The organism is Micromonospora craterilacus, assembly GCF_003236315.1.
Classification (GTDB): Bacteria; Actinomycetota; Actinomycetes; order Mycobacteriales; family Micromonosporaceae; genus Micromonospora; species Micromonospora craterilacus.
Map to the genome: position 1 here is coordinate 1 of NZ_POTY01000212.1, position 12,873 is coordinate 12,873.

A 12,873-nucleotide genomic window follows, 5' to 3' on the forward strand; every position below is an offset into this window, starting at 1 on the left:
GCGGTGTTGCGGACGGCTGAGGTGCGGCCTCGGGCCGCCGGTCATGCGACTCGGCGTCGGGCGTTGGGGCCGCGTCACCGGCGGGGGACGCGGCCGGCGGTACGGGTGGTGGTGCGTCGGCGGGGGGAGGCGCGGGCCGGTCCGAGCCCCAGCCGGCCGGGCCGCTCACAACCCTTCCGCCCGGTCCTCGCCGAGCGCGGTGAGCCGGTCGCGCAGCCGGGACGCCTCTGCCGGACGCAGGCCGGGCACCCGGGCGTCGCTCGCCGCGGCGGCGGTGTGCAACTGCACGGTGGCCAGGTCGAACGCCCGCTCCAGCGGGCCGGCGCTGACGTCGACGAACTGCATCCGGGAGTACGGCACGATGGACAGCCGGCGGACCAGCAGCCCGTGCCGGACCAGCAGGTCGTCCTCGCGTTCGGCGTAGCCCCAGGCGCGTACCGCCCGGACGATGGTCACCGACCGCCAGACGGCGAACAGCAGGACGACGCCGAGCGCCAGGCCGAGGGGCCAGGCCCCGCTGAGCGCCCAACCGGCGCCGAGCGCGATCGAGAAGACGGCCACCAGGCCCGACAGTCGCAGCAACTCCACCCAGATCAGGTCGGACGAGATCGACTGCCACCGGACGGTCTCCGGCCACGGCTCGAGCGGCCCGGCAGGCGGCGGGCCGCCCAATGCCTCATCGCTCACCGGTCTGGTCTCTCGTTGTACGCGTCCACCCTTCGAGCGTAGGCGATTCGGCCAGCGGGGCGACCTCGCGCAGGAAGCCTCGCGCGGTGAGGAAGTCACCCAGGGAGGTGCGGTGCGCGTCGCAGGCGAGCCAGGTCTTGCGCCGATCGGGCTCGTGAAGGCGAGGATTGTTCCAGCGCAGTGCCCATCCGGCGGGGGCGCGACACCCGCGGGCCGAACAGATCAGGGCCTCGGTGGGAAGGTCGGGGTCGCTCATCCCGGCCAGTCTAGGGCGACGGGAGAGGGTGAGCGCCGGGCGGCCACGGGGGAAGCCGCCCGGCGACGGGTGAATGGTACACACGCCGGGGCGGCATCTGTCCACTGGTGATCGGCGATTCGCCTGGCGCGGGACGGACGGCGTGGCGGAAATCGGTCGCTCCCCACGTCCGTACTCAGTCGGGCATGCGAGGCTTGGTAGCGCACACGTCGCGACGACCGATCATGCTGTGGAGGACCGGTGGCCCAGCCGACCACGCCCGACGCCCCGACGCCGAACGGGGCGCAGCCGCAGGCGTCCACGCCGCCGACCACCCCGGCCCAGGACGCCAGCCTCCTGGAGCGGGCGCTGTTCGAGATCAAGCGGGTGATCGTCGGGCAGGACCGGATGGTGGAGCGGATGTTCGTGGCGCTGCTCGCCCGGGGGCACTGCCTGCTGGAGGGCGTACCGGGGGTGGCCAAGACGCTCGCCGTGGAGACGCTCGCCAAGGTGGTCGGCGGGTCGTTCGCCCGGGTGCAGTTCACCCCCGACCTGGTGCCGGCCGACATCATGGGCACCCGGATCTACCGACAGTCCAGCGAGAAGTTCGACGTGGAGCTGGGCCCGGTCTTCGTCAACTTCCTGCTCGCCGACGAGATCAACCGCGCGCCGGCCAAGGTGCAGTCGGCGCTGCTGGAGGTGATGAGCGAGCGGCAGGTCTCCATCGGGGGTGAGAGCCACCGGGTGCCGAACCCGTTCCTGGTGATGGCGACGCAGAACCCGATCGAGCAGGAGGGGGTCTACCCGCTGCCGGAGGCGCAGCGGGACCGGTTCCTGATGAAGATCGTCGTCGGCTACCCGACCGACGCCGAGGAGCGGGAGATCGTCTACCGGATGGGGGTGGCCGCACCCGAGCCTACCCGCGTGTTCGACACCGAAGACCTGATCGCCCTGCAACACAAGGCCGACCAGGTTTTCGTACACAACGCGCTGGTCGACTACGCGGTGCGGCTGGTGCTGGCCACGCGTACCCCGGCCGAGCACGGCATGCCCGACGTCGCGCAACTGATCCAGTACGGTGCCAGCCCCCGGGCCTCGCTCGGTCTGGTCCGGGCGACCCGGGCGCTGGCGCTGATGCGCGGCCGGGACTACGCCCTGCCGCAGGACGTGCAGGACATCGCGCCGGACATCCTGCGGCACCGGCTGGTGCTCAGCTACGACGCGCTCGCCGACGACGTGCCGGCCGACCACGTGGTGCACCGGGTGCTGTCGACCATTCCGCTGCCGTCGGTGGCGCCCCGGCAGCAGGCGACACCGACACCGCCGCCGGGTGCCGTGGCCCCGACTTCGGGGTGGCCCGGGCAGCGGCCGTGACCTCGACCACCCCTCTGCCCGGCAATCGGGACCGCAGCGCGGACGCGGCCACCAACCGCTCCGATGCGGTGCTGTCCCGGCTGCAACTGCTGGTCACCCGCAAGCTCGACGGGCTGCTGCAGGGCGACTACGCCGGCCTGCTGCCGGGGCCGGGCAGCGAGGCGGGTGAGTCGCGGGAGTACCGCCCCGGCGACGACGTGCGCCGGATGGACTGGCCGGTCACCGCCCGCACCACGACGCCTCACGTACGGCGTACCGTTGCCGACCGTGAGCTGGAGACGTGGCTGGCGGTGGACTTGTCGGCGAGCCTGGACTTCGGCACCGGCCGGTGGCTCAAGCGGGACGTGGTGATCGCGGCGGCGGCCGCCATCTCGCACCTGACCGTGCGGGGCGGCAACCGGATCGGTGCGGTGGTGGGCAGCGGCGGCGATGCCCCCGCGCCGCGGCGCGGCTGGCGGGCGGCGCCCCCACCGGCGGGTCCCGGTCGGCTGGTCCGGCTGCCCGCCCGGGCCGGGCGCAAGGAGGCGCAGGGCCTGCTGAGGGCCATCGCGGCCACCGAGATCCGGCCCGGCCGTAGCGATCTCGGGGCGCTGGTGGACATGCTCAACCGCCCGCCGCGTCGGCGCGGCGTCGCGGTGGTCATCTCCGACTTCCTCGCCCCGCCGGCGCAGTGGTCCCGGCCGTTGCGCAAGCTGCGGGTACGGCACGATGTGCTGGCGGTCGAGGTGGTCGATCCCCGCGAGCTGGAGCTGCCCGACGTGGGGGTGCTGCCGGTGGTCGACCCGGAGACCGGCGAGCTGCACGAGGTGCAGACCGCCGACCCGGGGCTGCGGCATCGCTACGCCGCGGCCGCCGCCGCCCAGCGCGCGGAGATCTCCGCCGCGTTGCGCGCCGGCGGTGCCGCGCACCTGCGACTGCGTACGGACCGAGACTGGCTGCTGGACATGGTGCGCTTCGTGGCCGCGCAGCGGCACGCCCGCACCCGAGGGACGACACGATGATTCGACTGTTGCAACCGTGGTGGCTGCTGGCCGTGCTGCCGGTGCTCGCCCTCGCCGCGCTGTACGTCTGGCGGCAGTTGCGTCGCCGGGACTACGCGATGCGGTTCACCAACGTGGAGCTGCTGCGTACCGTCGCCCCGCAGGGGCTGGGCTGGCGGCGGTACGTGCCGGCGACCGCGTTCCTGCTCGCCCTGTTGGTGCTGGCCGGCGCGCTGGCCCGGCCGGCGGTCGACACCCGGGAACCGCTGGAGCGGGCCACCATCATGCTGGCCATCGACGTGTCACTGTCGATGCAGGCCGACGACGTGGCGCCGAACCGGCTGGAGGCCGCCCAGGAGGCGGCCAAGCAGTTCGTCGGCGAGCTGCCCGAGACGTACAACGTCGGGCTGGTGTCGTTCGCCAAGTCGGCCAACGTGCTGGTGCCGCCGACCAAGGACCGTCCGGCGGTGACCAGTGCCATCGACGGGCTGGTGCTGGCCGAGGCGACGGCCACCGGGGAGGCGGTCTTCACCTGTCTGGAGGCGATCCGGTCGGTGCCGGCCGACGGCGCGGCGGGCATCCCACCGGCCCGGATCGTGCTGCTGTCGGACGGCTACCGCACGGCCGGCCGGTCGGTGGAGGAGGCCGCCGCTGCGGCGCAGGCGGCGAACGTGCCGGTCTCCACCATCGCCTTCGGCACCGACTCGGGCCACGTCGACATCGCGGGTCAGTTGCAGCGGGTGCCGGTGGACCGGCTCGCCCTGGCCGAGCTGGCCGAGACCACCGAGGGCTACTTCTACGAGGCGGCCTCGGTGAGCGAGCTGAAGCAGGTGTACCAGGACATGGGCAGCTCGATCGGGTTCCGCACCGAGCCTCGGGAGATCACCCAGTGGTACGCGGGCCTGGCCCTGCTGCTGGCCCTGTGCGCCGGCGCCTTCAGCCTGCTCTGGTCCTCCCGGATGCTCTGACCGCCGGGCCGGCGGGTCAGTGGCTGCTGCTGGCCATGAAGAACAGGACGGCCACCCAGACGGCGGCGAGGGTGAAGCCCAGCGGGGCGACGTAACGGCTCATGACAGGCTCCGGGGTGGCGACTCGGCGGCCCGGGGCAGGGCGGACCGCAGGGGTGGACCAAGGACGCGCACACACGAAGTCGTGACCGGACGGCTTCCGGTGACACCCGCGCGCTCCGCCATCCCGGCGAAAGCGCCGGAGGGCGGGACGGGTGGCCCGGGGAGCGGGGCCAGCTCAGGCGGAGCGAGGCTCAGCGCGGCTGGCGATCGGCCCGGCCACGACTGGGAGGATCGCTATCTGGCACAGCGATCACCTCCTGCGGTCGGCGGGTCCGGAGCGGTACGGGCCGCCGAGCGGCCCGCAAACGGGGATCATCGTACACCCGGGCGGGGGATCGGACACACTCGGCCGACCGGTCCACGATCCGCCGCCGTTCATCGCCGTGGGGCCGGCGTCGATGGACCAGGGCCGCCAGGACGACCGCCAGGAATGGCAGCCAGCCGAGCCGGGCCAGCAGCCAGGTCGGGCCGTCGGGGCTGGTGTGCAGGCCCGGCAGGGTGGCTCCGGTGCGGGCCGCGAGCACGGCCACGCCGACCAGCACCGGCTGGTGCCAGAGGTAGATCCGGACGGCGTGCCGGTTGATCCCATCGACCAGCCGCCGGGGCAGCGGCCGGCGTAGCAGCCGGGCCAGCGCCGGCCGGGCCAGCAGGCCGAGCCCGACCTGGCTGACCGCGAGCGCCACCACCAGCAGGGACGGCGGATCCAGGTTGGACCGGCCGGCCCCGGGCACCCCGACCGCGCTGACCGGGTAGCCCAGGGTGACCAGGATGGCGAGCCCGGCCGCCCCGACGGTGACCAGCCGCACCGCGTCCCGCCGAGCGGTCAGCCGTCCGTCGGCATGGGCCAGGCCCAGCAGGTACGGCACCGCCCAGGCGGCCAGCACGGTCACCGGCGGCAGCCCGGTGCCGGCGGGAAGCAGCCGGGTGGCCAGGTCGACCGCGCCCACCACGGCCGTCGCCGCGACGACGCAACGCAGCGGGCCCCACCGGCGTACGGCGGCGCGCAGCGGACCGGTGAGCAGGACGAAGGTGAGCAGCGGGGCCAGGAACCACAGTGGACTTACCGCCAGCTTCAGCGCGACCGACACGGTGCCGTCGGGTACGCCCGCCACGGTGGCGGTCAGCAGCACGGCCGCGCTGGTGCCGAGCAGCGCCACCGCCGGCAGGACCAGCCGGCGCAGCCGGCGGGTGCGCCAGCCCGGGCCGGGGTGCCGGGTGATCGAGCGGGCCGAGGCGTACCCGGCGGTGAAGAAGAACAGCCCGAGGGTCTGCAACGCCCAGCTGGCCGGGGCCAGGGCGGGCATCGCGGTCAGCGGGCTGGCCTGGGTCAGGGTGCCTCCGGCGTCGAGCACCAGGCCGGTGACCAGCCAGTGGCCGAGCACCACCCCGGCGGCGGCGTACGCCCGCAGCCCGTCGACGGCAGGGTCGCGATGCGGGCGGGCGTCGACCCGGTCGGCGAGCATCGCCCGGCTCCCGCCGTCGACCCGGTCGGCGCTCACCGGGCGGCTCCCGCCGCCGGACCGGCGGCCACCGTGACCGCATCTGCGTCACGTTGGGTTGCCGGCAGCGGCCCGCCGGGCGTCGGCCGGATCCCTGTCGTGCCGTGCAGCACCACCTCGGCGACGGCCGCGAGGGTCGGCCCGCCGGGTAGCAGGTACCCGTCGTGGCCGGTCGCCGCGACCGGCAGGGGCCGCGCCGCGAAGGACGGGTCGCCCGGCCGGACCCCGTGCCCGATCCCGGGCAGCCGCACCGGCGGCACCCGGCGGATCCAGTCGTCCGGCGCCTCGGCCGCCCACACCCGGGCCGGGCCGAGCCGGTCGGCGCGGTCCACCCCGGTCCCCACGCCGCCGAGGGTCACCACGTCGGTGACCTGCGGCGGGGCGTCGACCGTCGCCAGCCCGACGACCAGCGCGCCGTAGCTGTGCCCGACCAGCGTGACGTGCGCGGAAGGCCGCCGGACCGCCAGCACGCGCAGCTGCTCGGCGAGGGCGCGGGCGCCCCGGCGGGCGCTGGCCGGCGTGGCCGCGGCGGCGACGCCGTCGGGTGGGTCGTAGCCGAGCCAGGCCAGCACCGCGACCCGGGCCTGCGGTTCGGCGCGGCGCAGCGCGGCGTGCAGGTCCCGGGCCTGCCGGGCGAGGGCGCGCCGGGCGACGCCGCCCAGCCCGCGGTCGAAGTCGGGCAGCCGGCTGCCCACCCCGGGGACCAGCACCGCGATCCGGTCCGCGGTGGCCAGGTCACCGACCACCTCGACGGCGCGGCCGTCGCCACGGGCGTCGAAGGCCAGGAACCGCCGCCCACCGCTGGCCCAGCCGGCGTACGGCGGCCCGGCCGCGTCCATCGCTGCGGCTGTCACCGGGTACGCCTCGACGAAGCCCGCCGGCAGGCCGGCCGGCGCTCCGGTCGGCGGCGCTACCAGCCCGGCCCCGAGCAGTGTCGCGAGGCCCAGCCGGAAGACATGCCTGCACACCATGACGTGCTCCCTTCGCACCGATCGGTGGTGCGAGCCTGCGCGGGGCGGCGGGCGGCGGGCGTCAACCCGGGGAGCGGTTCCCGGCCTGGTACCAAGGGACTACTCCCCGGCGGCGACCAGCCCGGTCTCGTACGCGAGGACGACGGCCTGGGCGCGGTCGCGCAACTGGAGCTTGGCCAGGATCCGGCCGACGTGGGTCTTGACGGTCTGCTCGGCGACGATCAGCTCGGCGGCGATCTCGGTGTTGGACCGGCCCCGGGCGATCAGCCGCAGCACCTCGGTCTCCCGGGGGGTGAGCGCGGCGAGGGCGGTGGGCCGGTGCCGCTGCCGCTGCGGCCGGGCCGCGAACTCGGCGATCAGCCGGCGGGTGACGGCGGGGGCGAGCAGCGCGTCACCGGCGGCGACCACCCGCACCGCGTGCACCAGGTCGGCGGCCGGGGCGTCCTTGAGCAGGAAGCCGCTGGCTCCGGCGCGTAGCGCCTCGTAGACGTAGTCGTCCAGGTCGAAGGTGGTGAGGATGAGCACCTTCGGCCGGTCGGTCGCCGAGCAGTTTGCGGGTCGCGCCCAGGCCGTCGAGCACCGGCATCCGCACGTCCATCAGCACCACGTCCGGGTCGAGCCGGCGGGCCTCGGCGACCGCCTGCGCGCCGTCGGCGGCGTCGCCGACCACCAGCAGGTCCGGTTGGGCGGCCAGCAACGCACCGAAGCCCTGCCGGACCATCGCCTGGTCGTCGGCGATCAGCACCCGGATCATGGTGTCCCGCCCTCCCGGTCGCCGGGTAGCAGCGCCTCCACCGCATAGCCACCGTCGCTGGTGGGTCCGGCGACGCAGGTGCCGCCGAGGGCGCTGGCCCGTTCCCGCATGCCGGTCAGCCCCTGCCCGCCGCCGCGTGCGTCCGGCCCGGCCGGGCTGCCCTCGCCCGAGTTCACCACCCGTACCGCCAGTCCGCCGGCCAGTTCCCGCACGGTGACCCGCACCGCGGCGCCGGCCGCGTGCCGGGCCGCGTTGGCCAGGCCCTCCTGGACGATCCGGTACGCGGCCAGCCCGACCGGGGCCGACGGCTCGGCGGGGATGTCCGTGCTCAGGGTCACCGTCATGCCGGCCCGCTGGGCGGCGGCCACCAGTGCGGGCAGTTCCGCCAGGCCGGGCTGCGGCGCGGTCTGCGGATCCTCCGACTCGCTGCGCAGTACGCCCAGCAGCCGCCGCATGTCGGTCAGTGCCGCCCGGGCGGAGTCGGCGATGGCGACGAACTCGGCCCGGGCCGGCTCGGGTACGGCGGACAGCCGGTACGGCGCGGTCTCCGCCTGCACGGCGATCATCGACATGTGGTGCGCGACCACGTCGTGCATCTCCCGGGCGATCCGGGTGCGTTCCTCCAGCACCCCGCGCCGGGCCTGTTCCAGCTCGCTCAGCTCGGCCTGCTCGGCCAACGCCCGCCGGGCCAGCAGGTTGTGCCGTACCAGGTCGCCGACGAGCAGCAGCGCGACGAACAGCAGGGTGATGCCGACCTGGTTGCGGGGCGGCACGAAGATCCAGACCGGCAGAAGGCTGAACAGCCCGACCCAGGCCAGCACGGCCCGGTCGACCCGCGCGGCCACGGTGGTGAGCACGACCACGATGACCAGGATCTGGGTCGGGCTCCACGGCCAGTCGTCGGTCGGCCGCCGGTTGAAGGTGCCGAACAACTGCCCGACGAACATGATCCGCCAGGCCAGCAGTGGGCGGGTCAGCAGCAGCGGCAGCGGCGCGACGGCGAGAATCGCGATCACCCAGGCGGTGGCGACGGGCAACCTGCGCGAGTCGAGCAGGAACTGCGCGGTGATCAGCGTCAGCCCGAGCAGGGCCAGCAGTCCGAGGGTCCGCAGGGCGGCCGTCGCCCGGGGCCGGGAACGCAGCCAGCCCAGCGGGAGCCGGACTCGGCGATAGTCCGGCCCGGCCACGGTGCGACGCAGGGCCGCCAGGGCCCCACGGAGGGTACTGCGGTCCATAACCTCGCAGGCTAGTTCGGGCCGGGTGCTCCCGTCGTGCGACCGCAGGGTGATCCGGCGGGTCGTACCCCGGTATGACGTGGGGCGGGTTAGTGATTACCGTGCGGTAACGCCTAGTCTCCAACCCGCAGCGATCTTTGGAGAGGACGCACCGTGTCTCGAACTGTGCTGGTTACCGGCGGCAACCGCGGGATCGGTCTGGCCATCGCGCAGGCCTTCGCCAAGCAGGGCGACCGGGTGGCGATCACCCACCGGGGCAGCGGGGCGCCGGACGGTCTGTTCGGCGTGCAGTGCGACATCACCGACGCCGAGTCGGTGAATGCCGCCTTCGCCGCGGTCGAGGCGGAGCTGGGGCCGGTGGAGGTGCTGGTCGCCAACGCCGGCATCACCGACGACACGCTGCTGCTGCGGATGTCCGAGGAGCAGTTCACCCGGGTGCTGGACACCAACCTGACCGGCGCGTACCGCTGCGCCAAGCGCGCCTCGGCGAAGATGCTGCGGGCCAAGTGGGGCCGGATGATCTTCATTTCCTCGGTGGTCGGCCTGTCTGGCGGCGCCGGCCAGGTCAACTACGCGGCCAGCAAGGCCGGCCTGGTCGGGGTGGCCCGTTCGATCACCCGGGAGCTGGGCACCCGCAACATCACCGCCAACGTGGTCGCGCCCGGCTTCATCGAGACCGACATGACCGCCGTACTCACCGCGGAGCGCAAGGCGGAGATCCTCAAGTCGATCCCGGCCGGCCGGATGGCCAGCCCGGACGAGGTCGCCGCGGTGGTCACCTGGCTGGCCGGCGACAGCGCCGGCTACGTCTCCGGCGCGGTCATCCCGGTCGACGGCGGCCTGGGCATGGGCCACTGAACCTTCTTCAACCTGGACCGCGCGGCGCCTGCGCCCCGACCCCACCTGCCACGGAGGAATGAGCCTAATGTCCGGACTGCTGGCCGGTAAGCGGCTGCTCGTCACCGGTGTCATCACCGACGCCTCGATCGCCTTCTCGGTGGCGAAGCTCGCCCAGGAGAACGGCGCCCAGGTCGTGCTCACCGGCTACGGCCGGCTCTCGCTGGTGGAGCGGATCGCCAAGCGGCTGCCCGAGCCGGCCCCCGTGATCGAGCTGGACGTGACCAGCGCCGAGCACCTCGCCGGGCTGGCCGACAAGGTCCGGGAGCACGTCGACGGCCTCGACGGGGTGGTGCACTCGATCGGGTTCGCCCCGCAGAGCTGCCTCGGCGGCGGGTTCCTCGACGCCTCCTGGGAGGACGTGGCGACCGCGCTGCACGTCTCGACGTACTCCTACAAATCCCTCGCGGTCGCGGCCCTGCCGCTGATGTCGCCGGGCGGCTCGGTGGTCGGGCTGACCTTCGACGCCACCCAGGCGTGGCCGGTCTACGACTGGATGGGCGTGGCCAAGGCCGGGCTGGAATCCGCCTCCCGCTACCTCGCCCTGCACCTGGGCAAGCAGGGCATCCGCAGCAACCTGGTCTCCGCCGGGCCGCTGCGCACCATGGCCGCCAGGTCGATCCCCGGCTTCGAGCAGTTCGAGGACGCCTGGTCCGAGCGGGCCCCGCTGGGCTGGAACCTCACCGACCAGGAGCCGGCCGCCCGGGCCTGCCTCGCGCTGCTGTCGGACTGGTTCCCGGCCACCACCGGCGAGATCGTGCACGTCGACGGCGGCTACCACGCCATCGGCGCCTAGGTGAAAGGAAGGGCCCCTTCTTAACGTCTGCGGTATAGCAGGGGCCCCCTTTTAACGGCCGGGACCCGGGGGCGTTGCCGGGCTGCCGCCGGGCACCGGGAAGAATGGGCCCATGGCGTACGACGCGGTGGTGCTGGTGTCCTTCGGTGGCCCGGAGGGGCCGGACGACGTGCTGCCGTTCCTTCAGAACGTGACCCGGGGGCGGGGCATCCCGCCGCAGCGGTTGGCGGAGGTCGCCGAGCACTACCAGCACTTCGGCGGCGTCTCGCCGATCAACGAGCAGTGCCGGGAACTGCTCGCGGCGATCCGCGCGGACTTCGCCAGCCACGGCCTCGACCTGCCCGTCTACTGGGGCAACCGGAACTGGAAGCCGATGCTCGCCGACACCGTGGCGCAGATGCGCGACGACGGCGTACGGCGGGCGTTGGCCTTCGTCACCAGCGCCTACGGCGGGTACTCCTCCTGCCGGCAGTACCAGGAGGACATCGTCGCCGCCCGGGCGGCGGTCGGCCCGGACGCGCCGGCGATCGAGAAGCTGCGCCAGTTCTGGGACCACCCCGGCTTCGTCGAGCCGCACATCGACGCGGTACGCGCCGCGCTGGCCCAGCTCGACCCGGCGCGGCGGGACAGCACCCGGCTTGTCTTCACCGCGCACTCCGTACCGGTCTCGATGGCCGACAGTGCCGGCCCGCACGGCGGCCGGTACACCGCCCAGCTGGCCGAGACGGCCCGGCTGGTGCACGCGGCGGCGGCCCCGGACCTGCCGTACGAACTGGTCTGGCAGAGCCGGTCCGGCCCGCCGCACATGCCGTGGCTGGAGCCGGACATCAACGACCACCTGGCCGCGCTCGCCGAGCAGGGCGTCACCGGCGTGGTGGTCAGCCCGATCGGTTTCGTCTCCGACCACCTGGAGGTGGTGTGGGACCTCGACACCGAGGCGCTGGACACGGCCAAGCAACTCGGCCTGGACTTCGTCCGCGCCGCCACCCCCGGCACCGACCCGCGCTTCGTGACCATGGTGCGGGAGCTGGTCCGGGAGCGGATCGACCCGGCCGGGGCGAGCCCGCGCCGCCGGCTCGGCGAGCTGCCGATGTGGGACACCTGCCCCACGGTCTGCTGCGTCCCACCCCGCCGTCCGTCCTGACCGCCCGCCGTCCGTGCCGGCGATCCCCGACACCCCCAGGGAATGACGATCATGCATGACCGTAAGCCCGTCGAAAGCTGGCTGACCGACATGGACGGCGTGCTGGTGCACGAGGGCCAGCCCGTCCCGGGCGCACCGGAGTTCGTCAACCGGCTGCGCACCTCCGGCAAGCCGTTCCTGGTGCTGACCAACAACTCGATCTACACGCCGCGCGACCTGCAGGCCCGGCTCGCCCGGATGGGCCTGGACGTGCCGGAGCAGGCGATCTGGTCGTCCGCCCTGGCCACCGCCCAGTTCCTGGCCGACCAGCGGCCGGGCGGCACGGCGTACGTGATCGGCGAGGCCGGGCTGACCACGGCCCTGCACGCGGTGGGCTACGTGCTGAGCGACTTCGCGCCCGACTACGTGGTGCTGGGGGAGACCCGCACCTACAGCTTCGAGGCGATCACCAAGGCGATCCGGCTGATCAACGACGGGGCCCGGTTCATCTGCACCAACCCCGACGCCACCGGCCCGTCCGTGGAGGGCGCACTGCCGGCCGCCGGCTCGGTCGCCGCGATGATCTCGAAGGCGACCGGGGTGGAGCCGTACTTCGTCGGCAAGCCCAACCCGATGATGATGCGCTCGGCGTTGAACACGATCGACGCGCACTCGGAGAGCACCGCGATGATCGGCGACCGGATGGACACCGACATCCTCTGCGGCCTGGAGGCCGGGCTGGAGACCATCCTGGTGCTGACCGGGATCAGCACCCGCACGGAGGCGGAACGCTACCCGTACCGCCCGTCGCGCATCGTCAACTCGGTGGCCGACCTGATCGACGAGGTCTGAACCCCGGCGGCCGGCATCCCCGTGGCCCGGCCACCGTGGCCGGCCGCTGGGGCCGTCCTCCGGTCCGCCGCCGGTCCGGCTCTGGGCGCGTCCGCCCGGTCAGCCCGCCCGGTCGCGGCGCAGGAACTCGGCGAGCACCGGGGCCAGGGTCGCCGCCGGTACGCCGTGCCACTCGCCGGCCAGGCTGCGGTGTTCGGCGACGGGCAGCAGCGCCGCCGTGGCGGCGGCCATCGCGGTCAGGTCACCTGAACTACCTGATCCTGTCGATCCCGCTCAACGAGGCGATGTTCGCCGTCCGCGAGTCACACCCCGAAGCCGACCTGCACCACTGGGCCGACGAAGCCGTCCACGTCTTCCTCACCGCCTACAGTCCCTAGCCCCCGCCGCTCTCCCCCTGCCC

General features: G+C 74.0%; 13 protein-coding genes and 1 pseudogene. 7 read left to right on the forward strand and 7 right to left on the reverse strand.

From position 1 onward, the window contains the following. Nucleotides 1-165 precede the first annotated feature (165 nt). On the reverse strand, nt 166-687 hold the full coding sequence (locus C1I95_RS26080; protein ID WP_111217610.1) for a PH domain-containing protein: 522 nt from the start codon (nt 685-687) through the stop codon (nt 166-168). Beyond that, nucleotides 677-943: a hypothetical protein gene (locus C1I95_RS26085; RefSeq protein WP_111217612.1), complete on the reverse strand. Its 267-nt coding sequence runs from the start codon at nt 941-943 to the stop codon at nt 677-679. Before C1I95_RS26085 ends, C1I95_RS26080 begins: the two co-directional genes overlap by 11 nt. A gap of 240 nt (nt 944-1,183) precedes the next feature. Between C1I95_RS26085 and C1I95_RS26090 the strand changes: the two genes are divergently transcribed. Genes C1I95_RS26090 through C1I95_RS26100 form a run of 3 tightly spaced genes read left to right on the forward strand, consistent with a single transcriptional unit; the run spans nt 1,184 to nt 4,244 of the window. Further along, a complete protein-coding gene (locus C1I95_RS26090; protein WP_111217614.1) occupies nt 1,184-2,296 on the forward strand; it encodes an AAA family ATPase in 1,113 nt (370 codons plus the stop codon). Next, nucleotides 2,275-3,297, forward strand: a complete 1,023-nt coding sequence (locus C1I95_RS26095) for a DUF58 domain-containing protein (RefSeq protein WP_438941339.1) — start codon at nt 2,275-2,277, stop codon at nt 3,295-3,297. The genes C1I95_RS26090 and C1I95_RS26095 overlap by 22 nt, the downstream gene beginning before the upstream one ends. After that, nucleotides 3,294-4,244 (forward strand): VWA domain-containing protein, encoded by a 951-nt coding sequence (locus tag C1I95_RS26100; RefSeq protein WP_111217616.1) that lies wholly within the window; start codon nt 3,294-3,296, stop codon nt 4,242-4,244. Before C1I95_RS26095 ends, C1I95_RS26100 begins: the two co-directional genes overlap by 4 nt. Before the next feature lie 293 nt (nt 4,245-4,537). Here C1I95_RS26100 and C1I95_RS26105 read toward each other — a convergent pair whose 3' ends face one another. The 4 genes and pseudogenes from C1I95_RS26105 to C1I95_RS26120 form a co-directional block, all read right to left on the reverse strand. Continuing rightward, the gene (locus C1I95_RS26105; protein ID WP_111217618.1) at nt 4,538-5,845 is read right to left on the reverse strand and encodes an acyltransferase family protein; all 1,308 of its coding nucleotides are present in this window, start codon (nt 5,843-5,845) and stop codon (nt 4,538-4,540) included. Then, the gene (locus tag C1I95_RS26110) at nt 5,842-6,816 is read right to left on the reverse strand and encodes an alpha/beta hydrolase (protein WP_111217620.1); all 975 of its coding nucleotides are present in this window, start codon (nt 6,814-6,816) and stop codon (nt 5,842-5,844) included. Before C1I95_RS26110 ends, C1I95_RS26105 begins: the two co-directional genes overlap by 4 nt. A gap of 99 nt (nt 6,817-6,915) precedes the next feature. Further along, a pseudogene (locus tag C1I95_RS26115) lies at nt 6,916-7,570 on the reverse strand (response regulator). Further along, complete coding sequence (locus C1I95_RS26120) at nt 7,567-8,805, reverse strand: sensor histidine kinase (RefSeq protein WP_111217622.1); 1,239 nt, start codon at nt 8,803-8,805, stop codon at nt 7,567-7,569. The pseudogene C1I95_RS26115 and the gene C1I95_RS26120 overlap by 4 nt, the downstream one beginning before the upstream one ends. 153 nt (nt 8,806-8,958) lie before the next feature. Between C1I95_RS26120 and fabG the strand changes: the two genes are divergently transcribed. The 4 genes from fabG to C1I95_RS26140 all read left to right on the forward strand — a co-directional run bounded on the left by fabG (nt 8,959) and on the right by C1I95_RS26140 (nt 12,473). Beyond that, on the forward strand, nt 8,959-9,663 hold the full coding sequence (gene fabG, locus C1I95_RS26125) for a 3-oxoacyl-ACP reductase FabG (RefSeq protein WP_111217624.1): 705 nt from the start codon (nt 8,959-8,961) through the stop codon (nt 9,661-9,663). 67 nt (nt 9,664-9,730) lie between these two features. Beyond that, a complete protein-coding gene (gene fabI / locus C1I95_RS26130) occupies nt 9,731-10,498 on the forward strand; it encodes an enoyl-ACP reductase FabI (RefSeq protein ID WP_111217626.1) in 768 nt (255 codons plus the stop codon). 112 nt (nt 10,499-10,610) lie between these two features. Beyond that, on the forward strand, nt 10,611-11,642 hold the full coding sequence (locus C1I95_RS26135) for a ferrochelatase (protein WP_111217628.1): 1,032 nt from the start codon (nt 10,611-10,613) through the stop codon (nt 11,640-11,642). Nucleotides 11,643-11,693: 51 nt separating this feature from the next. Further along, nucleotides 11,694-12,473: an HAD-IIA family hydrolase gene (locus C1I95_RS26140; RefSeq protein ID WP_111217631.1), complete on the forward strand. Its 780-nt coding sequence runs from the start codon at nt 11,694-11,696 to the stop codon at nt 12,471-12,473. Nucleotides 12,474-12,572: 99 nt separating this feature from the next. On the opposite strand, the gene C1I95_RS36950 is transcribed toward C1I95_RS26140, so the two are convergent. Then, entirely contained in the window at nt 12,573-12,704 is a 132-nt protein-coding gene (locus tag C1I95_RS36950; protein WP_267900718.1) for a hypothetical protein, read from the reverse strand. Between the last annotated feature and the right edge of the window lie 169 nt (nt 12,705-12,873).

Coding starts and splice junctions, on each gene's coding strand:
- fabI (WP_111217626.1), top strand. CDS start 9,731: ATGTCCGGACTGCTGGCCGGTAAGCGGCTGCTCGTCACCGGTGTCATC.
- C1I95_RS26110 (WP_111217620.1), bottom strand. CDS start 6,816: ATGGTGTGCAGGCATGTCTTCCGGCTGGGCCTCGCGACACTGCTCGGG.
- C1I95_RS26100 (WP_111217616.1), top strand. CDS start 3,294: ATGATTCGACTGTTGCAACCGTGGTGGCTGCTGGCCGTGCTGCCGGTG.
- C1I95_RS36950 (WP_267900718.1), bottom strand. CDS start 12,704: ATGGCCGCCGCCACGGCGGCGCTGCTGCCCGTCGCCGAACACCGCAGC.
- C1I95_RS26120 (WP_111217622.1), bottom strand. CDS start 8,805: ATGGACCGCAGTACCCTCCGTGGGGCCCTGGCGGCCCTGCGTCGCACC.
- C1I95_RS26140 (WP_111217631.1), top strand. CDS start 11,694: ATGCATGACCGTAAGCCCGTCGAAAGCTGGCTGACCGACATGGACGGC.
- C1I95_RS26085 (WP_111217612.1), bottom strand. CDS start 943: ATGAGCGACCCCGACCTTCCCACCGAGGCCCTGATCTGTTCGGCCCGC.
- C1I95_RS26135 (WP_111217628.1), top strand. CDS start 10,611: ATGGCGTACGACGCGGTGGTGCTGGTGTCCTTCGGTGGCCCGGAGGGG.